Source organism: Acidithiobacillus ferridurans, from assembly GCF_003966655.1.
GTDB lineage: Bacteria > Pseudomonadota > Gammaproteobacteria > Acidithiobacillales > Acidithiobacillaceae > Acidithiobacillus > Acidithiobacillus ferridurans.
Map to the genome: position 1 here is coordinate 1,367,390 of NZ_AP018795.1, position 19,575 is coordinate 1,386,964.

The 19,575-nt window shown below is 52.8% G+C and carries 21 protein-coding genes and 1 pseudogene; 5 read left to right on the plus strand and 17 right to left on the minus strand.

What is annotated here, in order from left to right:
• The first annotated feature begins 4 nt into the window (after positions 1-4).
• Positions 5-511, plus strand: a complete 507-nt coding sequence (locus AFERRID_RS07090; RefSeq protein WP_113526432.1) for an OsmC family protein — start codon at positions 5-7, stop codon at positions 509-511.
• A gap of 18 nt (positions 512-529) precedes the next feature.
• On the opposite strand, the gene AFERRID_RS07095 is transcribed toward AFERRID_RS07090, so the two are convergent.
• Together AFERRID_RS07095 and tatA are read right to left on the minus strand one after the other, a co-directional pair.
• On the minus strand, positions 530-1,957 hold the full coding sequence (locus AFERRID_RS07095) for a chloride channel protein (RefSeq protein ID WP_126604691.1): 1,428 nt from the start codon (positions 1,955-1,957) through the stop codon (positions 530-532).
• A gap of 362 nt (positions 1,958-2,319) precedes the next feature.
• A complete protein-coding gene (tatA, locus tag AFERRID_RS07100) occupies positions 2,320-2,571 on the minus strand; it encodes a twin-arginine translocase TatA/TatE family subunit (RefSeq protein ID WP_113526430.1) in 252 nt (83 codons plus the stop codon).
• 434 nt (positions 2,572-3,005) lie between these two features.
• Here tatA and AFERRID_RS07105 point away from each other — a divergent pair, with 434 nt between their 5' ends.
• Positions 3,006-3,233 carry a hypothetical protein gene (locus AFERRID_RS07105; protein ID WP_113526429.1) on the plus strand — a complete coding sequence of 76 codons (228 nt, stop codon included), beginning with the start codon at positions 3,006-3,008 and terminating at the stop codon, positions 3,231-3,233.
• 90 nt (positions 3,234-3,323) lie between these two features.
• On the opposite strand, the gene AFERRID_RS07110 is transcribed toward AFERRID_RS07105, so the two are convergent.
• Complete coding sequence (locus AFERRID_RS07110) at positions 3,324-4,133, minus strand: hypothetical protein (RefSeq protein ID WP_126604692.1); 810 nt, start codon at positions 4,131-4,133, stop codon at positions 3,324-3,326.
• An 873-nt stretch (positions 4,134-5,006) separates the two neighbouring features.
• Between AFERRID_RS07110 and AFERRID_RS07115 the strand changes: the two genes are divergently transcribed.
• Complete coding sequence (locus AFERRID_RS07115) at positions 5,007-5,411, plus strand: PepSY domain-containing protein (protein ID WP_126604693.1); 405 nt, start codon at positions 5,007-5,009, stop codon at positions 5,409-5,411.
• 614 nt (positions 5,412-6,025) lie between these two features.
• Here the strand turns inward: AFERRID_RS07115 and AFERRID_RS16200 are convergent.
• Together AFERRID_RS16200 and traD are read right to left on the minus strand one after the other, a co-directional pair.
• Positions 6,026-6,150 (minus strand): annotated as a pseudogene (locus tag AFERRID_RS16200) (transposase); the annotation flags it as partial.
• A 114-nt stretch (positions 6,151-6,264) separates the two neighbouring features.
• A complete protein-coding gene (gene traD / locus AFERRID_RS07120) occupies positions 6,265-6,597 on the minus strand; it encodes a conjugal transfer protein TraD (protein WP_126604694.1) in 333 nt (110 codons plus the stop codon).
• Between the two features lie 594 nt (positions 6,598-7,191).
• On the opposite strand from traD, the gene AFERRID_RS07125 reads away from it, so the two are divergent.
• Positions 7,192-8,466, plus strand: coding sequence for an ATP-binding protein (locus tag AFERRID_RS07125; protein ID WP_232027894.1), 1,275 nt, complete (start codon positions 7,192-7,194; stop codon positions 8,464-8,466).
• Positions 8,467-8,480: 14 nt separating this feature from the next.
• Positions 8,481-9,041, plus strand: a complete 561-nt coding sequence (locus tag AFERRID_RS07130; protein ID WP_225981878.1) for a response regulator transcription factor — start codon at positions 8,481-8,483, stop codon at positions 9,039-9,041.
• A gap of 58 nt (positions 9,042-9,099) precedes the next feature.
• Here AFERRID_RS07130 and AFERRID_RS07135 read toward each other — a convergent pair whose 3' ends face one another.
• The 12 genes from AFERRID_RS07135 to AFERRID_RS07190 form a co-directional block, all read right to left on the minus strand.
• On the minus strand, positions 9,100-9,741 hold the full coding sequence (locus tag AFERRID_RS07135) for a prolyl hydroxylase family protein (protein WP_126604696.1): 642 nt from the start codon (positions 9,739-9,741) through the stop codon (positions 9,100-9,102).
• A 215-nt stretch (positions 9,742-9,956) separates the two neighbouring features.
• Positions 9,957-10,484 carry a hypothetical protein gene (locus AFERRID_RS07140; RefSeq protein WP_126604697.1) on the minus strand — a complete coding sequence of 176 codons (528 nt, stop codon included), beginning with the start codon at positions 10,482-10,484 and terminating at the stop codon, positions 9,957-9,959.
• 59 nt (positions 10,485-10,543) lie between these two features.
• Entirely contained in the window at positions 10,544-11,041 is a 498-nt protein-coding gene (locus AFERRID_RS07145) for an Rrf2 family transcriptional regulator (RefSeq protein ID WP_226829343.1), read from the minus strand.
• A gap of 14 nt (positions 11,042-11,055) precedes the next feature.
• The gene (locus tag AFERRID_RS07150; RefSeq protein ID WP_126605688.1) at positions 11,056-12,249 is read right to left on the minus strand and encodes an MFS transporter; all 1,194 of its coding nucleotides are present in this window, start codon (positions 12,247-12,249) and stop codon (positions 11,056-11,058) included.
• Between the two features lie 19 nt (positions 12,250-12,268).
• Positions 12,269-13,213 (minus strand): heme o synthase, encoded by a 945-nt coding sequence (locus AFERRID_RS07155; protein WP_113526421.1) that lies wholly within the window; start codon positions 13,211-13,213, stop codon positions 12,269-12,271.
• A gap of 14 nt (positions 13,214-13,227) precedes the next feature.
• The gene (locus AFERRID_RS07160) at positions 13,228-14,181 is read right to left on the minus strand and encodes a cytochrome C oxidase assembly protein (RefSeq protein ID WP_172959348.1); all 954 of its coding nucleotides are present in this window, start codon (positions 14,179-14,181) and stop codon (positions 13,228-13,230) included.
• A gap of 293 nt (positions 14,182-14,474) precedes the next feature.
• Positions 14,475-15,038 carry a rusticyanin gene (locus tag AFERRID_RS07165; RefSeq protein WP_126604698.1) on the minus strand — a complete coding sequence of 188 codons (564 nt, stop codon included), beginning with the start codon at positions 15,036-15,038 and terminating at the stop codon, positions 14,475-14,477.
• A 129-nt stretch (positions 15,039-15,167) separates the two neighbouring features.
• Positions 15,168-15,308, minus strand: a complete 141-nt coding sequence (locus tag AFERRID_RS15160; RefSeq protein ID WP_172959349.1) for a hypothetical protein — start codon at positions 15,306-15,308, stop codon at positions 15,168-15,170.
• Positions 15,309-15,642: 334 nt separating this feature from the next.
• Positions 15,643-16,197 (minus strand): cytochrome C oxidase subunit III, encoded by a 555-nt coding sequence (locus tag AFERRID_RS07175; RefSeq protein ID WP_113526418.1) that lies wholly within the window; start codon positions 16,195-16,197, stop codon positions 15,643-15,645.
• Positions 16,198-16,215: 18 nt separating this feature from the next.
• Positions 16,216-18,099: a cytochrome c oxidase subunit I gene (locus AFERRID_RS07180; protein ID WP_113526417.1), complete on the minus strand. Its 1,884-nt coding sequence runs from the start codon at positions 18,097-18,099 to the stop codon at positions 16,216-16,218.
• A 56-nt stretch (positions 18,100-18,155) separates the two neighbouring features.
• Positions 18,156-18,920 (minus strand): cytochrome c oxidase subunit II, encoded by a 765-nt coding sequence (locus AFERRID_RS07185; protein WP_113526416.1) that lies wholly within the window; start codon positions 18,918-18,920, stop codon positions 18,156-18,158.
• 14 nt (positions 18,921-18,934) lie between these two features.
• Positions 18,935-19,486: a cupredoxin domain-containing protein gene (locus tag AFERRID_RS07190; RefSeq protein ID WP_113526415.1), complete on the minus strand. Its 552-nt coding sequence runs from the start codon at positions 19,484-19,486 to the stop codon at positions 18,935-18,937.
• Between the last annotated feature and the right edge of the window lie 89 nt (positions 19,487-19,575).

Genomic DNA, 19,575 nt, shown 5'->3' on the forward strand with positions numbered 1-19,575 from the left:
TCCAATGAGCAGAAAAGAAACTGTAGTTCATATTTTCAAGGACGGTGAGCGCAATATTACGGCATGCCGGCTAGACGATTCTGAGAATATATCCTTAAACTTTTGCTTGCCAGATATACAACTCACCCCATTGCATTTGCTCAACATGGCGCTTGGCCAATGTCTTGTGGAACTCACGTTACGGTTTCTGGAACGACGGGACTTAAGGGCAACCTGCCTGATGAGCATCTGCACAACTGTAAAAACCACTGGCGCGGTGCGGATTGATGGGATCAATATTACATTGACATTACCATTGCAATTATCACCTGATGATAAAGTGATCCTGATCAGAATGCTACACCAATGTCCGATACATGCAGCCATCACCGGAAGCGTTTCCATCACCTTACAGATATGTGATGACCGCGAAGCCATTTCATACTATGAGCAGAATCTATCATCCCAAATGTCTGCCAACATATCGCATGTCCATACGGTTAGCGACAACGCTATTGATATACGGATATAGCGCTATAAATTCGTCACATTATGAGTTGGCGTGGTCTGATGCTGACCGGTGGTCGTGCTGTGCGTTGAATAATGAATGCTCACCGCCAAACATCATTGCTATTCCTACCGTAAGCATGGCGGGCAGAAGTACACCATAGCTCCCCGTCATTTCGGTGATCATGACGATAGTAGACAAGGGCGCGTTGGCCGCTACGGAAAAGACCGCCATCATGCCGACCACCACAAACATGGCAATGGGTATATTGACGTCAGGGGAAACCACCTTCGCAAAATGCCAGAACAAGGCGCCTGAGAGCCCACCGATAACCACCGTTGGGCTAAAGGCCCCGCCGGATGCCCCCGAGCCGGCATTCAGAGACATGGCCAGAATGACACAGATTATACCTAGCGTTAATTCGGATACCCCAGGGGAGATTTTGTGGTCCATGATCAGCTGCAACCAGCCATAGCCGTTGCCTATGGCATAAGAAGACAACAAACCAATGCAGCCGGCCAGGACACCGCCGATCAGGGCACTGACATAGATCGGCTGTTTCAGTTTCTTGAACAAATCAGAAATATAATAAAACACCCACAACAGAAAGCGGGCAATCAGACCGGAAAAAATACCAAAAATGGAAAACCACAGAATATATCTCAACTCAAAGCTGTGTACTGGCAAAACACCTATGCGGAACAGCGGCGAAAATCCTACCTTGGTGGCTACCACCAGGTAAGCTGCGGCTGATGCGGCAAACGCGGGGATGATCGTTTCGATATCGAAATCGTGCTTGAAAAATATCTCACTACTAGCAATTGCCCCCGCGAGAGGCGCCTTAAACATCGCTCCCAGCCCGGCGCCGACCCCTATGGCCAAAGCTTCGCGCACTTCGTGGGGTTTTTGCCGGAGCAGCTTGGCAATGAATACGCCGACGCTGCCGCCCACCATGCTTACCGCGCCCTCGCGGCCAGAAGGCCCGCCAGAACCAAGAACCATAGCTGACGTAAAAAGCGTGGTAAACGCCTCCTTTAAAGTGAGGGATTCCGGATTTTCGTGGTAAGCGCGAATCGCTTTGTTAGCACCAAGGCTCCCCGGCTTTTTAATCATAAAATAAGACAGTATGCCGGAAATGAACCCGGCCATTCCTTCGACCAGAGGAATCATGAAAGGATAGCCTGGAGCGGAGGTATAGGGCGCCTGGGCTCCACCACCACCAAAACCGGACGAACGCGGCGGGATGAAATGCGCAACGATACCCAAAGACCATCGTGTAAAAAAGTCCATTATGTCAATAAAAACTAAAGATAGTATCCCAACAATAAGTCCGATAATGACCGGGGTAATAAAATATCGCGCCTTGTTTTTGCCTTTTGCCGGCGGTTCCAGTATATCTTTCCAACTATGTTGGGTTATCCGTTCATCAGCGGACTCAGTATGGTTCACGACTACTTTTTCATTTTCCATGGCTTATTCCGTGGGTAATCTATAACCTGACCGGGCGCCCGGTCAGGTTTCAGCAGGCGGCCTGTTATCAGCCCGGGTACTCGCCCAGCCACCTTTACCGAGGCGGTAGTGTTAGCGCATGAAGTGTCACCGCTTGTTTACTAAAAAGCAACAGAATCCATCCTCAACTGCCGGAGGAAGCACGCCATGCGTACCCTTGGCAGATGCATCGCTGAAAAAACGCTCTCCGAGAATGTTTTGCGAGCGCTTGGGCGAGGCTTGCGCCACTGTGCCCAATTCGTATAGACGCCCCCCTGCGCATGCGTGACTCCGTATCTTGCGCTGATCACCCACATGGTGAATTATACCGTTTAGCTACTATGTCATGATTTGCTATGAAGACTTTTTGCGATGGTTTCTCCTGTCTCTGCATCTGCGCCGTGCTCGATTGCCTTAGGCATGGGTCCGGCGGTTTTTGGCGATCCCTGCTGCTGTTCTTCATCCTTCATCGCCTGCCGGAAACTTTTTATGGCGGAGCCTAGATCTCCTCCTATATTCTTTATTTTCGATGTCCCGAAAAGTGCCATGACAATCAACAACAAAATAATCAAATGTGGAAGGCTGAATATATCCATGGTCATATCCTCACTGTTTGATTCGTGCCCTTACTCTGATTTGTCCAGCCCGGTAACGCCTCCACTAATATCACCAACATTAATTTTTATTAACATGTCATACCTGGCTGACCGTATGCACTAAATTTACCAACCATCGATCATGATATACTAATCCTGACCGGTTGAACAAGGTGGTTGACGTAGATCGGCGGGCGCCGGATGCGGCACCGTGACAGCGGCGATCACAGGCATGCAGGTGCCGAGGTGGCTTCAACGGAGAAAAGGTGACATCCTCCTGTCCAGAAGGCTACGATCAGCTTATGATACCTTTCGGGTCATTACGCTCAGACTAGGCATGTGGAGTGTTTTTATCGCGAGCGCCGTTGTGGAACTTTCCCACTGAATATGGGGAGATGCTGGATATCTAACGTCCCTTATGGAGGGATCTGCGCATGCGCTGCGGCCTGATCCAATACCTCTGGTCCATAGCGCGCAGAATATGGAATTGGTCGTTCACTCCTGGCGCCAAAGAGTTGCGTGACTTGACGGCTTACGGGGTCGCCGGTGCGGTGCTCTGTGGCAGTGCTGCCTATCTGGTATTATCTCATGATACTCTGGACATACTCGCGGCGGCAGCGAATGGTCTTCTTTGGGGCATTATCATTGGGTTGAAACTATGACTAAACACTTTCCAGGGCCGCAGCTCCGACCCGACATAAACTCACGAACCAAGACGACGATGAGTCTTTTGTAAGAAGACATAACACCGGTTAGCGGCCCTGCCGTCCTTTCAGAAACCACCCAGGCCTGCGAAAAAACTGGACCAGCCGGGCAAAGAAAACGCGTGCGGCCACAACAAAGGGCGGGATGCGGGTCACCCTGGCGAGAAAATGACCGAAAATGACCATCCCCACCGCGGGCACGAGAAAGAACACAATGATCCCCCATACGAGCCACGTCGGAACGGTTTGATTGTTGGCCTGCGCAACCTGTTCCACCGGTGACGGGGGTTCCCATTCTTGATTTTCATTGATGGGCGCTGCATCCATCCGGGCAGGCAATGAACCGTGCATACCGGTGCGTCTTTCCGCGCGCATCGCATTAACAATGGCGACATTCTCAAAATCCATGTACGTGGTGGTTATCGGCCACCCTCGCCAGACCTTGATTTCCATGCTGCCGCCCTCTTTCCAGCGTGCCACGACTGGCCCATGGTTGATCTCGCCAATTATACTGCTGGGCGGTCCGTATTTATATGTAACCATGGCGATAATATCTTGGACCTGCCTGGTGTCCCCGAAGCTGGGAAATTTATACTCCGCAAGCGCAAACCGGTTGTGTCTGTCATACTTCACAGAAAACTTGCTTGCGCCTTGCAGCTGTGGCATCTGCCCGTTTATTCGGTAGGTATCGAACCATTGCTGGGGACCATTCGGAATAGGGGGAAGGCCCGCTTTCTCTAAAGCGGGCGTCAGCGTCGCGCGCGTCGCGTCCTGCAGTGGAACGCCAAAAAGCAAAAGAGGCGCAGCCATCGCGCTTCCGAGCCAAGCCCATAGCGATATGGCTACAATAAAACGCATCCTGATCACCTGCTCACCCTCCCATACTATGGATATACCCGACTGTACATGTTCCGCATGATGTCCATTACTGCTTCACTGCGTTCAACAAGCGGGATGACGATAATCGCCCAGATTCCATACTGGCGCAGAGTCGGGGCAGATGCACTAATCAGTGGCGCCAATGCAGTAAGAAACCAGCGCACCATCTTCCACCCTCTCTGCTGGCAATGTCACAGCTATTCCCTGATAGCACCATTATGAACAGCATTTGTTCTCCCGCCAAGATGTGGGGCCGACTTCGACCGCTGTACGACCTCCCCAGGACCGCCACGGATGTCACGGGCACCGCCATGAGCTTCGTCGTTTTGCGCTCGGGCGCGGTCCATGATTTTGTGTGATCTGGTAATGGCGAAAGGCCTGATGGCCGCAATCCATAAGGGTTTACTGTATAATTATATCGTCAACAAGAATGCACAGCCGTATTGTATCGCCACGACGTATCAGCGATTATTTTCGGTGCCGGGGCAGACCCCTCCACCGAGGATTTTAGCAACAACCATACACGCGGTTATACTACACCCATGGTTTGCCATCCTGAGCCCTTCTCTTTGCCGATCATTTTCTGGTGACCGCATCCAACGTTGAAAGGCAGGGCTTGGTAGTGGCCTTTGCATATACGCATTACCTACCACGGCAGCATGACTAATTGCCCAACATTCGTCGGAATGTAGTGCATCTCTGGGTAAAATCGCCTCAGAAAACGCCGCGATCCGCTCTTTACGTTGAAAATTTTCCTACTATACTAAAAGTTCGGTGGGTTGATCTTATATTTACGCTCCAAGGAATAAAGGATGATGTTATAATCACACTGCAGGTAAACAAGGAGGCATCATGAAACTCACGTCACGCTATTTCGCTACCACCTTACTCGCCGGCACCATCGGTTTGATAAGCAGCACCGCCGCTTGGGCCTATGAGGGTCAGCAGTATGCTCAGGGGGCACGCATCAGCCCAGACAAGGCGGAGACCATCGCCATGAACGCCAGTAGGCCCTGCGGATTTCGACTAAGCAAGGGCTTTTTTCATCCTCTGCAGGCAAAGACCATCGCCAAACAGACCTGCCCCCCGAATACTGCCAAGGTCACCGGTATGAAGTTGGAAAAAGCCCCCGGCGGCAGTGGCCTGCGTTATGTTGTGGATGTTAGTCGCGAAGACCTGATGTACACTATCTCCATTGATGCAAAAACAGAGAAACTCTTGGAGATAGTGATTCTGCCGGGCGGTTCCAAGCCCTGAATGGCCACTAGACAAAGTCGCCTAATCCGTCCCGCAAATCTGCATATAGTGGCGCGGAGTGACGAAGGCATCCCGCCAGCGCCGTGCAACGTGCATGTGCGGCGCTGGCGACCTTAGCTTGGGCTGCGATTCATGGGTTTCCACAGCCACTCGCAAAACCCACAGCAACAGGCGCGCTGGCCGGGCGAGAACACCAACAAGCCTACCGTCCCCAGCGTTTTACCAGCGGTAAGCGTCCTGTATGAACGTCCTCGATTTTGCAAGATGTCATAATTTTGGAGAAGAGGTCGGCTGCACACATGAATCTGGCCTGTTTGTGGATATATTGTTCTGGCCCCCCGAGTTCGACAGTTAATCTTGCAACTCATTGATATTGCCAACATCGATTGCAAAACACTCCACTACAACAGCGTCAGTTGCTGAGAAGCGGCTGTTTTTTTACCCGGAGGGCATACAGCACCTCGCTTTGACATCCTGCCGTCATCCTGATCATCCAGTTTGCCGGCCCACTGGTCGCCCTAGGTAATCAGCGCTTCGATATCCCTCCTCGCTGAATGCAGAGCTGGGTCGGCCAAGTCAGAAAATTTGGGAAGGTGGGTTGATTAGACGGTTACTCCCAAGTGACGTATCAGGACCATGGCTCCCTGATACGCCCGAGAAGGTTTCCCCCCGGAACTGGACTGCCGGGGGCCACTCCCACCCAAGCCGTCATTTCCCTGCCATTGCGAAACAGTTTGGCATGCGCCGCCCTCAATGGGCGAAAAAGCCCATGCCTTGCGGTGTGGGAACCCCGCGCCCTTCCCGCTCTGGAGAGCGGCAGCCGTAGGCGGTGGGCTGGGAGGACATCCACTATTCATTTTTTTAGTCGCGTAGCCCCGTGTTGCGCCAACTCACTAGCGCCGGTCAGTTTCCAGCCCGCTGTCGTAGCGCTCTCGGCGGAGTCATTAAAAATCCCGGCAAGCGCCATAAATGCGCCTAGGAGTGTTTCTTTATCCATTTCCAGGATCCCCGCTATATCCGCCAGACCGCCAACCATAAGTCGTTTGTGATTGCGCCCCTTGCACTTGATAACTTTGATTTTCCGTTCGTGTGCTCTGCGAATACGGATGAGGGTTTCTCTAGCCATTTTCGCAGATTCAAGAGCCGCGATGTGTCGCATTTGCGCATTTTCAGCTTGGGATATCATATGAATTCCCCCGTGAGTTGCCAGACGCCAGCTGTCTTAACCATGATAGCAGGAGTCTAGCATAAATGCCCACAGCTTCCATTTGGAGCCTGGGTGCCTTATCCCGTCACGCAACCCCAAGTTCACACTCCGGACGGCAAGGGCCATCCGATGCATGGATTTGATTAGGGATGTCGGATAACCGAGGGGGTAATCACGACAGACTGGCAAAACAACACCGCGTCGCAACGCTTGCTCGCTGATCGCAATGTTTGTGGCAGGGAATATTATATTATTCGCATGTATTGTTATTCCGTATGTTTAACTGGCGCTGGTTTTATTGCGCTCCTCTGTAACCTGGACAGATTTGTAACTGGGTGATAACACCTGATATGATGATCCCTCGTATAGCTGGGTTAGTTCGTTCCCCTGTGGAGCACCCTGGCCTTGCTGGAGATAGCGCGCTATGCTACATGAGTCAGGCCTTATTGCGCCGTCAAATGGGCTATAAGTCTTTTATATCCTGGTGGGCAGGGATATTTCGCGACATTGTTTACCTACTTTTGGTATATTTTATAACGATTCATAATCAGTCACTTATGGTGTATTTTTAATATGCATTCCACTAACCACGCCATGTCTCATGGTGCCTTAAACCTCCAACGCGTTTTGCTGCTGCGCGGGATAGCTGTCATCGGCCAAGGCATGACCATAGCCGTGGTTACGATCATTCTCGGATGGCACATACCCATATGGCATTTGGCGGCAGTAGTCGCTGTTGAAATACTCCTAATAATCGCCACCACCGTCCGTCTTACTTCCCCTAGGCCTATCAGCAATCATGAGTTCTTTACGCAACTCCTGGCCGATGTTGCCATTCTGGTAGCCCTCCTATATTTTTCCGGGGGCCCTACCAATCCATTTATTGCCTTACTGTTGTTACCATTAGTTATCGCCGTTGCCACTCTTCCAAAAATATATGGGTGGTCAATGGCGGCGATAACCGTAATGTGCTATTCAGGATTGATGGCTTTTTACGTACCGCTACCGCTACATGCGCTTGCCACTTACGAAATGAAATTGCTCATATGGGGAATGTGGTTTGAATTTATTATAATCGCCGGAGCTATCAGCTATTTCGTCAAGCGCATGAGCGACAGCCTGCAGGAACGGGATCAGGCTATCGCCCATGCGCGCGAAGAAAAATTGATGATGGATCGCGTTGTTGACCTAGGCGCTTTGGCAGCCGGTGTTGCCCATGAACTGGGAACACCTCTTGCGACGATGACGATTATAGCCAAGGACCTGCAGCAGGACTATAAAGAAACCCAAAATCTTTCGGAAAGTCTGGGTATTTTGTATGAACAGTTGCAACGATGTAAACGCATCCTCAGCACAATGTCCGCTTCCGCCGGCCAGTTGCAGGCATCGAGCGGGTGTCAGCTACGCATCGAAGAATACCTCCATAATATCATTACTGAATGGGGCGATGCTCGTCCTGGTATTCATGTCGAGTTTCGTTCAGATGGCGCCGGATCGACTGCAAAAATTGTTGCGGAGCATACCTTGACTCAGGCGCTGACCAACATTTTCAATAACGCCGCCGACGAATCGCCTGATTATGTAGAAATAGATGTACACTGTAGCGATCACGATGTCGTCATCGATGTCTGTGATCTTGGTCGCGGAGTCACCCCGGAGATAGCCAGGGATGCGGGGCAACCTTTTTTCTCGAAAAAAGAAGATGGGCTTGGTCTTGGGTTTTTTTTAGCGACTACCATCATAAACCGTCTGGGTGGGAGCGTCTCCTTGTTCAGTCGGAGAGAGGGAGGATCCTGTACCCGTGTGGTATTTCCTCTGACCTCATTGCTCATAAGTACCAATAACTAATGACCATAAGATCTATGGACAATAGTGCGGATATCACCGCCACACCGGTTTCTAACATTATGGTTGTGGATGATGACGTAACGTTTTGCCGGGTACTGTCAAATGCGTTTTCCAGGCGTGGTTTTGAAGTATGCACTGTGCATGATAGCGCCGATATAATCGCGGTCGCGGAACTTTACATGCCGGACGCCGTAGTTCTGGATCTGCGAATGCCGGGGGTTTCCGGTTTGGAAATGATAAGTCCCCTACGGAACATCAACCCGGACATCAGAATCCTCGTGCTCACCGGTTACGCCAGCATAGCAACGGCGATCGAGGCCATAAAGCTCGGGGCGGTATATTATCTGACAAAACCAGCAGATGCAGATGAGATTATCGCCAGGCTATATGAGAAGGATGGCAACCCTGCGGCTCCGGTCAAAAACGAGTTGTTATCAGCGCGCAGAGTTGAATGGGAGCATATCAGCAAGGTACTGATGGAGTGTAATGGCAACATATCGGCTGCCGCTCGCCGCCTGGGAATGCACCGAAGATCTTTACAACGCAAGATGAACAAGCACCCCGTACGCCACTGACTATTGAATGTGCCTATAATTATTGGGCACGTCAGTGAGGACGGTTAACCGCCGGATGTCACAGTTTTCTACGGACGACCTGATCCGCCCGATCGGCAGACGGCATTATATATGGGTTCTCTCGTATCCAGATGCTCGCTATCCATTTTTCTCCATCGGTAACCGGCAAACCTGCATGTAGGGACTCCCGCAACTGTCGGTTCTGCGCGTCTGTATTCCTGAATAGGATACCGAACCCCGCGTTGGGCACGATATTCGCCATGAGGTGCGGGAATTGTGTCCAGCCACCATATTCCACATCATTCAGGTACAGCAGTACCGTTAACACCCTGTTGCCACCATTCTTCAATTGGGGAGATCCGTCCGAAAAGGCATCGTAGTGTATGTCATACTTTCCGCCACGGGTATAATGCAGAATCTGCAGCGGTTCCTGATGTTCCTGCGCGACCCCGGAAAACAGTTCGATACGCCGCCGTATCTCCGGAATGATTGGATGCGCATCAGCCGATGGCGCCACTACCGTACTGCAGCGCCCAGAGGTCTCATATGCAGCCTCGGAAGCACCATTCACCACCATCGAAGGTTTCGCGTCAGACATGCTGCCAATCGCTATCAATTCGGCACATTCGTCAAGGCTCAAAAGCCCCTTGAAGTGCACCAGTCCTATGGTGTCGTTCACAGAAAGTATTTTTACTTCCATGCCATATCTCCAACAGATGCGGGGCAACATTGGCAGCAGCAGCCATAGTTTGGATTATTTCCATAACAGTGACGCCCATTTCCACGCATCCCGGTGTCGCCAGGACGGCGGGCGTCAAGACGAATGTAAACCAGAACTAACGCATACCCCGTGCCTACACGTCATGCCCACGGACCAGCGATATCCTCCGGCAACCGAGATAAGGCATCGTATTTTCAGTGCATGGGACCCATCTGCATGTGGATCATCGCCTCATACTTGCCATCTGTTTTTATCACTCCCTTGGGAACACTGACTCTATAGTATTCGTTACCTATAGAGGCGCGAATGCTATCGTATCCTGATCTTATTTGCGGCCACTCCTTGGCTAGGTTCATAGGTGTTGGTGACCATGTAAATGCGATGTACCCATCTATTATATCTCTTGCCGCGTTCATGATGGATTGCGACTTTTTGGCGTCCGTGGAATCGGTCGGCCTTTTGCATTGCGACAGATTCTTTTTTGCGTAAAGTGCATACAGCCAACTGGTCTCATCAAAAGATGCCCCCGGATTTTTATTTTTAAAAAAACTTACATCCGTGGCCATATGTCCAGATGCAAACACTGCATCGTGATAAACTGCCAGGGTCGGGGGCAATACACAATCATAAAATGCTTCCATCGGGGTTGCCGGTGCACCCCGTGCCGCCACCGGTGCGGCCAGTGCTAGTCCTATCGTTATCAATCGTAAAATCTTTGTCATAATGAACTCCTATCAGTGGATGCTTTCTCCACCATGATTTCATGGGTACCTGCGTTGCTCTAGGTAACAGAAAAGCGGGCCGCCAAAGAACGGAATCCGGCGCACCCATCTGGACCTAGCACTGCACGGCAGCTGTCACCGCCATCAACCCAAAACATTGCCCGTGATATCGCGCCAACAGTTTGCCCCCTGAGAAAGCCTATTTCACGGTTTTTTATAGCCTCCCATTGTGGATGCAGAGGACAAGGCGTAGTATTCGTATCGCAGTCATGGCCTAGTATGCAACGTATCTCCAGCGGGCGCCCTTCGGTAATCTCAATAACGTCAATAATATTTAAGGACTCGGCACCAGGGCGCAACATATAGCCACCGCCCTTTCCTTTTACGGAGTACAGGATTCCGCGCTTGGCCAACCAGCGCAGTACTTTGGTAACGCATGGCGCGGAGCCTCCTATATAGTCAGAAATATCCCGGCTCAGCACCGGCCTTCCCGATGGCTGGGCGGCCAGATAAATCAGACTCCGCAGGGCATATTCGCTAGTCTTGCTCAACATCATCTGGCGCACTCATTTTATAATTTTTGCGAATAATCCGGTTCCAGCAATAGTGCCACGCGTTTTCCGTTCCAGCTTTGCAAGGCGAGGAGCAATCCGACGGCGGCAAGGAGATAAAAAACACCCTGCTCGCCGGCCATGCCCAGCCCCCAGCCACCAACCACACCGCCTGCGAATATCCCCAGAAACTGCATCAGCGAGTACACACCACTGGCCGCCCCCCGCTGTGCCTGGGTAGTGCTGCGGCTCATCATCGAGGGCAGAATCGCCGAGGCCACGTTGTAACCCGTGAAGAAAATCACCGCTCCCACCGCCACCGGCCAGAAGTGACCCGCGAGCAAACCCATGCACAGCGCCCCCGCAGCGATGGCAAGACCACTGAAGACCAGCATCTGTCCGTGCTGTTTGTGCCTTTCGGCGTGGATCACCGGGTAGAGCATGCCCGCCACCGAGAGCAGCATCACCGGCAGATACACTTCCCAGACGGCACTGCCCGGAATGTGCATGGCCTTGACCAGTTCCGGGGAGAGCACCACGAAACTGGCCCCCAGCACCATCTGCAGGATGAAGATGCCGACACTGGCGGTCAGAACCGGGGGGTATCGGAATATCCTCAGGGCGTCACGCCAGGTCCCCATGCGTTGCTGTAGATTGTGGGGGATGGGGGGAATCCCTTTCCACAGCGGTAACAGTGCGAGGACACCGAGTGCGGCGGCCACCAGAAATACCCCGGTCAGCCCGGAGAGACCGTAAAAGACGGGTCCCAGCGCCATCCCCAGCACATAGGCGATGGCAATGCTGCCGCCGATGGCGGCCATGGCCTTGGTGCGGTGCTGTTCCCCAGTGAGATCCCCGGCGGTGGCCAGCAGCACCGAGGAGACGGCGCCCGCACCCTGCAGCAGACGGGCGAGAATGATGCCCCAGATGTTATGGCTGACCGCCCCTAGCAGGGAGCCCAGGACGAAGATCAGCAGACCAAAGACCAGTACCCGCTTGCGCCCGAAACGGTCGGAGGCCACCCCGAAGGGAAACTGCAGGGCGGCCTGGGCCAGTCCGTAAATACCAATGGCCAGGCCCAATAGCACCGGGGTGCTGCCACGAAGCTGGTCGTTGTCCAGGGCCAGTACCGGCATGAGCATGAACAGACCGAGCATGCGCGCGACATAGATGAAGCTCAGTCCCGCTACCGCCCGCTTTTCAAACGGGCTCATGGGCGGGCCTTTGGCGGCCTCAGAAGAAGCCATAGCCCATCACCAGTTTGCCCAGGATCAGGGCGGTAAAGAGTAAAAACAGGTAGGAGATGGAGTAGGCGAACATCCGCCGCGCGTAGCGGTTCATCTCCGGGCCTTCGGGCAGGCCTTTGAGACGCAGGGCCATGCCCACGAACCATGCGCCGGAGAGCCCGGCGATGGCACCATATAACCAGTCGCCGGTGAGTAGCGCTGGCACCATGCTGACGATCCAGGTGAGCAGGGCGTAGTTCCGCACTTCCCGGCGCGTGCGATCGACGCCATGGGTCACCGGCAGCATGGGAATGCAGGCCTTGGCGTAGTCTTCCCGACAACAGATGGCCAGCGGCCAGAAGTGCGCCGGGGTCCAGACGAATACCAGCAGGACCAGCACCAGCGGCAGCGCGGCGAGACTGCCGGTGATGGCGGTCCAGCCGATCAGTGGCGGCAGGGCTCCGGCAAGACCGCCCCAGACGATGTTCCAGGGCGTGCTGGGTTTGAGGTAGAGGGTGTAGACGACACCGTAGCCGACGGTGCCTACCAGGGTCAGTACCAGGGTCAGCGGGTTGGTGCCCCAGGCCAGTACGGCAATGGCGGCGCACATCAGTGTCATGGCATAGGCAATGGCACCACCACGGCTGATGCGCCCTTCGGCCAGCGGCCGGTGGAGGGTGCGTCGCATGTGCTGGTCAAGGCCGGGTTCGACAATCTGGTTGAGTACCCCTCCGGCACCTCCGGCCAGCGCAATACCCGCCAAACCCGCCAGCCCCGACTCCCAGTGCAACCCGGCGTCGGGGGCGAGGATCTCGCCCACTGCGGCGGTAAATACCAGCAGCGATACCACCCGCGCCTTGGCCAACACCCAGAGATCGCGAACAAAAGACGGCCGAACCCGGGGACCAGAAAGACCGCCAATGCCGCCGCTATGTACTCCTTCTTTTAACATGACGTAGGACCTCGTTAACGCCACTGCAGGACAATGGCGAGAGACATGAGCAGGACCATGGACTGGTGAAAGACCACCATGACGCCAGGATCCCGGGGTTTGAGATTCACCGCATGAAACAATAAAAACCCAACCGCAACCTGGGTTACCGCCAGATAAAAAGCGACAGGATAGGCAGGCATCATCCAGCCAAGCGTGGCGACCAGCAGCAAGGCCGCACTGACATGGGCAGCGATGGTCCACTGTGAGGCCTTCTGAGGTTTGACGAAGGGGTCGATGGGAGTGCCGAAGCCGCGCTGACCGGTGGTCATACCCCCGAGAAATACGGCGAGGAGCAGGGCATGCAGAGCGCCTACGGCACGGAGGTAGCTCCAGAAGTCGAGCCCCGGATAGACCAGACCGGTCAGGTAAACGAGGAAGACCCCATAGGCGAGCAGGCCGTGAGTGCCGTGAACGAACGCCGGGGCCCTGCCGGCGAGGACATACAGAGTGCCCATACCGAACAGGGCGGTAACTACGATCAGGGACAACCCGCTGATCGTAGTGATACTTGGCGACAGTATCACCAGCGCAAGGGCCACCAGGCCGACCAGGGTCGCTACCAGGCGATGTGCCGCCTCAGGATCACCGCGCACCATCAGTACCGCGATGTTGCGCGTGTAAGGCCAGCGGGTCCCCAAGGACAGACCGTAGCCGAAACCCTCGACGATACTGCCGAGCAAGATCAGGGCGACGGCAAAACCCACCTCGCTGGCTTTGAGGCCGTTGACGACATCCGCTATAAAACCCTGGTGGCTGTTCATGCCGCGCCACAACCCGGCCAGCACCGCCGCCAGCAGCATCCCGGTAATCAGCCTGCCAATCACCCGCACTACCGGCGTCATCTCCCCTTCCACGGCGTGGGGAATGCCGTTCGTACCCTGGTATGTAACCCCGTCCGATACCTCATGATGAATATTGTGCTGCATATTTACCACCTTAAATGAAGAAACGTCAGGATATCTGAGTTTGGGACTTTATCTGAATGAATTAATATATGTACCGAGGCACGCGTGTTTTCGTGGTCCATAGCTTAATAAACTAGATCAATCATCATATGTTGCATGCAAACATACTCATAACATCATACAAAGCATAACGCAATACATGAAATTCGTATTTTATAATAAATACCAATGGCCAGGGCAAGATAACCATTTGCCCTGGCCACCAGGACCTACACTAGCAAAGCACAGCTGCCCAGACAACAACCATCCAGGACTTACTTGACAATGATTTTACCAAACATACCGGTGGCGGCATGCCCCGGTATCTGACATACGTAGTAGTAAGTACCCGCCGTCGGATGCCAGGTGAAATCCGTATATCCGAACTTGCCGTCTTTTGGGACCGGGCTAAATCCAGTTCCTGCGACAATGGGGTCAATCACCGGCATAACCGCATAAGGCGGTCCTTTTTTAGTGATGTCAAAACTATGACCAAATCCCTTGTTGGTGTTAATGAAGGTCACGTCTACGGTTGCCCCTGCGGGAATCTCCAAGGTCGGGTTCTTTTTGTCATGAACTTCAAAGCTCGGGAACGGAAATCCCGGGAGCACGGCCGCCGCGACCACATGTACAGTCTTGCCGCTGTAGGTAACTGTATCGCCACTGACTTTCCCGGTATCTTTCTCCAGCATGGCCTTAACTTGGGGAAGCGTCGCCTCTTTCCATGTGGAATCCAGCGTGCCGGCCATCGCGGTACCCATGCCGACCGTTGCCGCCAGAGCCGCAGCCGCACCAACAGTCACATACCAGTTCTTTTTCATCGTGTTCTGTGTATACATAAGTTATCCCTTCTCCTTAACGTTTAACCTGAGTAGAACCAGCCGCCCTACAAAACCATCACCGGGCCCTCTGGCATTTTAATATGCTACTACATGGTATTCATCGCCCTATCCAGCCGGGGAATTGTCTCAAAACAGCACTCTAAGGGTAACATAATAGCCACCCAGAGCAATAATAGCCCACAATAATCCTATGATCAACACGATGTTTCCATCCCATGCGCCATCATCGCGATCATCGTGAGAAATTAAACAGCCTTCCTTGTTCATGATTTACCTCCTTTGAAGCATGGATAACGACGTCGCAACAGTAAAACGCAAAACAACTCCGGATGGCCGCCCGGTACTCGCACGACCATCCGTGGAACATCATGCGTTTCCAGATGCGCCGTCTTCTCCCTTTTTTAGAATACGCAGCCGATCTTCCTTGCTTGCCTCCTTTAATACCCACCAAAAGTATGCACTCAGAAACACCACAGGAAACCCAATGTACCCCGTCAGCCAGAAAAACGTCGGATCATCAGCTCCAGACGGGATAACGAACGATAAATGTGACATATCCATTATCTAACCCTCACTCCATTAGAGAATCTTCTAAACTGCATTACGCAATATAGAAAACAATAAAAAATGCAACCCATAGAACAATCACACCGCCCCAGAAGGTTAACACGTTATACGACACCCATCGCTCGCGTTTCGCGCGCTCTGGAGTGCGAGTGATTTTCATGATACTCGCCAGCAGCGCCAGGATGGCCGCCACGAAATGTACCAGAAACCACAAGCTGGTGATGTCATAAATCCCGCCATAACCACTACCGATGGTTAAGGTAGTCCAGTTGTAGACGATTCCACCCGCCATCACCAACGAGACCACCATCAGGGTTGCCAGACTGCTCACGATACCGGCATCATCGCCCTGATCCAGTTTTTTGCGGGCCGTCATCACCGGCACCAGGCTGACGAGCATCAGAACAGTCAGCGCAACACCCACGCCCATGCTCAATGTAGCGGGCACCGCAGTGCCCCCCCACAGAAAACGCGCGAGGTCCCACATCGCAAAAATGATGGCTGCAAAAAGCATCAGGAAAAAGAACGCACCCCTTTTTGCACGCTCCGAGGCCGGATCCATTAGCTTGGCATAACTGTTGTCTGTCATGGTTCAACTCCTTCTAATTTACTTGCTGGGCGTAGACACCCAAATAAAGGGGTCTTTTGCTTCCGCCGCGTAGTTATCGTTCGGGCCCACAACCTCTGGCTCCGTTCCTGCTGGATATGGCACATACGGTGTTGGCGATTTTATTTGCCATTCCAGGCCGTTGCTGCCCCAAGGGTTAGCTTCGGCCTTTGGCCCATAGCGCCAACTGTATAAAAGATTGGCCAGCGGAATGAGAAACCCTGCGCCCAAGAAAAAGGATGAAATAGACATAAACAGGTTGATGTCATGCAGGTAAGGAAGATATATCGCAATTCTCCTGTTCATTCCATCGAGTCCAGCTATAAACATGGGAAAGAACGTACAATTGAAGAATACGAAAAACCACCATGCGTGAAACTTTCCCCAAAATTCATTGATCTTCCGTCCAGTAACCTTGGGAAACCACCAGTATAGCGCGGCAATCCAGGTAAAGATCACTCCACCAAGCATCGTATAATGGAAATGCGCAATAACCCAGTAGGTGTTGTGCAGCTGAAGGTCGGCGGGAACGTCGGCATTGAATATGCCCGTCAGCCCACCGATCAGGAAGTTCATCATCGCCATCAATACGAGCAATACCGCAGCATTAATTCTTAAACGACCACCCCATATCGTTCCGATGGCGGACAAATAAATGAACCCTGTCGGAATGGATACAGTTTCCGTTATGGTCATGAATATGGGCATACGCGCGTCACTCACCGCAGTGAAGTAGTGATGGACACCCAACATTGCACCCAACATGGAAACGCCAACCAGTCCGGCGATGGCCCAACCCCTAGCAAACAACGGCCGCTTGGCCGCGGCAGGAAGAATCTCCAGCCATATGGCAAAAGCGGGCAGAATGAAAACGTAGACCTCTGGATGGAACAAAAACCAGAACTGATCGAGATACGCTAACGGGTGGCCGGTGGGACCGGTATAAAAATGCGATCCGGCGATCATGTCGGATAAGTCCATGAGCGCGCCGGTATAGGTTGCTGGCGACTCTACGACGAGAATGGTGGCTGCCGCAAATAAACCCCACACAAAAATCGGAACGCGACCCAAGCTCATGCCCTTGGCGCGCATGTACACCATGGTTCCGGCGATATTGATGGCTCCAAGTAGCGACGCAACAAGAATGGTGGCGGCACCGAGGACATACCACACAATACCGCTACCACTGTTTTGCGCCAACGGCGGATATCCCCACCATCCCGTCTGAAACCCACCAATCGTAGGACTCATAAAAACAGCGAAGGTCGCCGGTGGCAAAAGCCACCAACTCAGGCCAAGAAGTTTTGGGAATACTACATTTCTCGTGCCAAGCATCAACGGGATAAGATAGTAGCCAACACCGCCGACGATGGCAGAGGCCACCACACCCAACAACATCATCAATCCATGAATACCGAACGTTTGGTTGTACTGGATTTCTGACAGCCACCAACTGGTGGAGTCTGGCGTCAACAGTTCAATGCGGATCGCCATGGCGGCCATGCCGGCAAAGAAGAACGTTAGTATATTTAAGATTACGTAGCGTACGGCTGTGGATTTTGAATCGGGACCAAAGCGAAAATAACGTTCGATACCCGTGTAAGTTGGAGCTTCTTTTCCTCCAAATGCGCGTCGTATCCATCCCTCCCATACACCGCTGCCCATCAGCCAGCAGACCAAGCCGGCCACATAACCCACTGTCGCGGGTAAAGGGTTTACGATTACCGTGTGGAGCAATAAAGCAGTGATCCATGCCGCAGCAAAATAGCCGGTTAGTCCCCAAAGCGTCGCACGGAACAGCGGAAACAGCATGCTAGCCGCAAATGGGGTCTTGTCCACTCCCGTATTGTTCAACGCATTTTCCTGAATTTCGTTAGTTGCCATTACTTACTCCTTAGTACATTTAACGTTGGGTGCTGGCAAGCCTTCCGTTGGCTTTACTAGAAGCTATTGTTTGCCACCCAAGCCTTGAAGTCCGCTGGCGTTACCACTTTCACCGGAGCGCGCATCAACGGATGTCCGTTGCCACAAATCAAGGAACACTGTACACGCAGCATGGGGTTTGTAGCGGTTGTCCCCAACATGGTGGGTGTAATAAACAAGTGCCGCACTTCATTGGGGATCACATCTTTTTTCTCACCCCAGGCAGGCACCCAAAAATCGTGCATGACATCCTTTGTCCGCAGAACGAAGTCTATGGTGCGGCCCTCGGGAACCACCAGTTGTGACACATCCGTTACGCCCTGCTTAGGATAAGAGAACGTCCACTTCCACTGTTGCGCGGTAACATCGATCACCAATGGGTTCTTCGTATCTAACTGGATACCCCAAAGTTGTTCCAGACCCACCATACCCGGATAAATGGTATTTGCCAGGTTGATGCCTATGGCCAAAACCAGCCAGGTCACCACGAAAGGCGCCCAGGTCCGTTTTTGATAAGCCGGCGCCGCGGTGTCTGACATGGACGATGCGCGGAAACGAAATGCGCTATATACAATCGCACCGCCGACCAGCACATAGATGACTACGGCCTGCCACAACAGGTATGTGGTGGCATCTGCGGTAATATGCGCCTGAATACTCCCCAAAATTGGCCAGTTACCGATACCCCAGGCCATCAGCGTTTCGAAAATCGCCAGGCCAATAATCCAGACCACCACCAAGCCGCGGAAAGCTTTCCATAAGTTTTCTTTTGCTGCGTTCATATGCCCTCCCTAAATTAGCTTCCCTGAGCAGGTAGTATGTCAAGAATACCATGCATCCCATTCATGAAGTGTTGACCCGTCTGCAGAAAACACCCATATTCCCATTTTCCGGGCTTATTGGGCACCACAAAACTGAAGGTGTACTTTTGTCCACCGTTGAGGCTGACGGAAAACGCCGGTACTGGCCCTGTCTGTCCCCCGCTGGTAATCGGCACACCATCAAAGAAGTTATCTTTCCATCCCACGGCGATAGCCTGTGATTTTGGAAAGCCATTGTCCCGGGATACCAGCGTTCTGCCGATGGAGAACTGATGCGCAATCGGGGGCGCTGATTGCGATCGGTTATCAATCGTCAACTCCACTTTTTCCCCGACATGCCAGGTCATGCGATCCGGTTTATAATAATAGTTGAACTCATCGATCGTATAATGATGTACCCCATTAATGACCTGCCCGGAAGGATTGGGCAGGGCTACCGCTTTTTCCCACTCCAGGGCACCTATAATTACCCCCGCGCATATCACGGCGGATACAAGCACCGTAGTCATACCTTTTTTTGCTGCCATACCTCTACCTCCTTTGAGAAGCACATAAACCTGACGGTGCAAATGCCTGGCAGACCCATTTTTATAAACTTCAGCCTGCCAGGAAAACT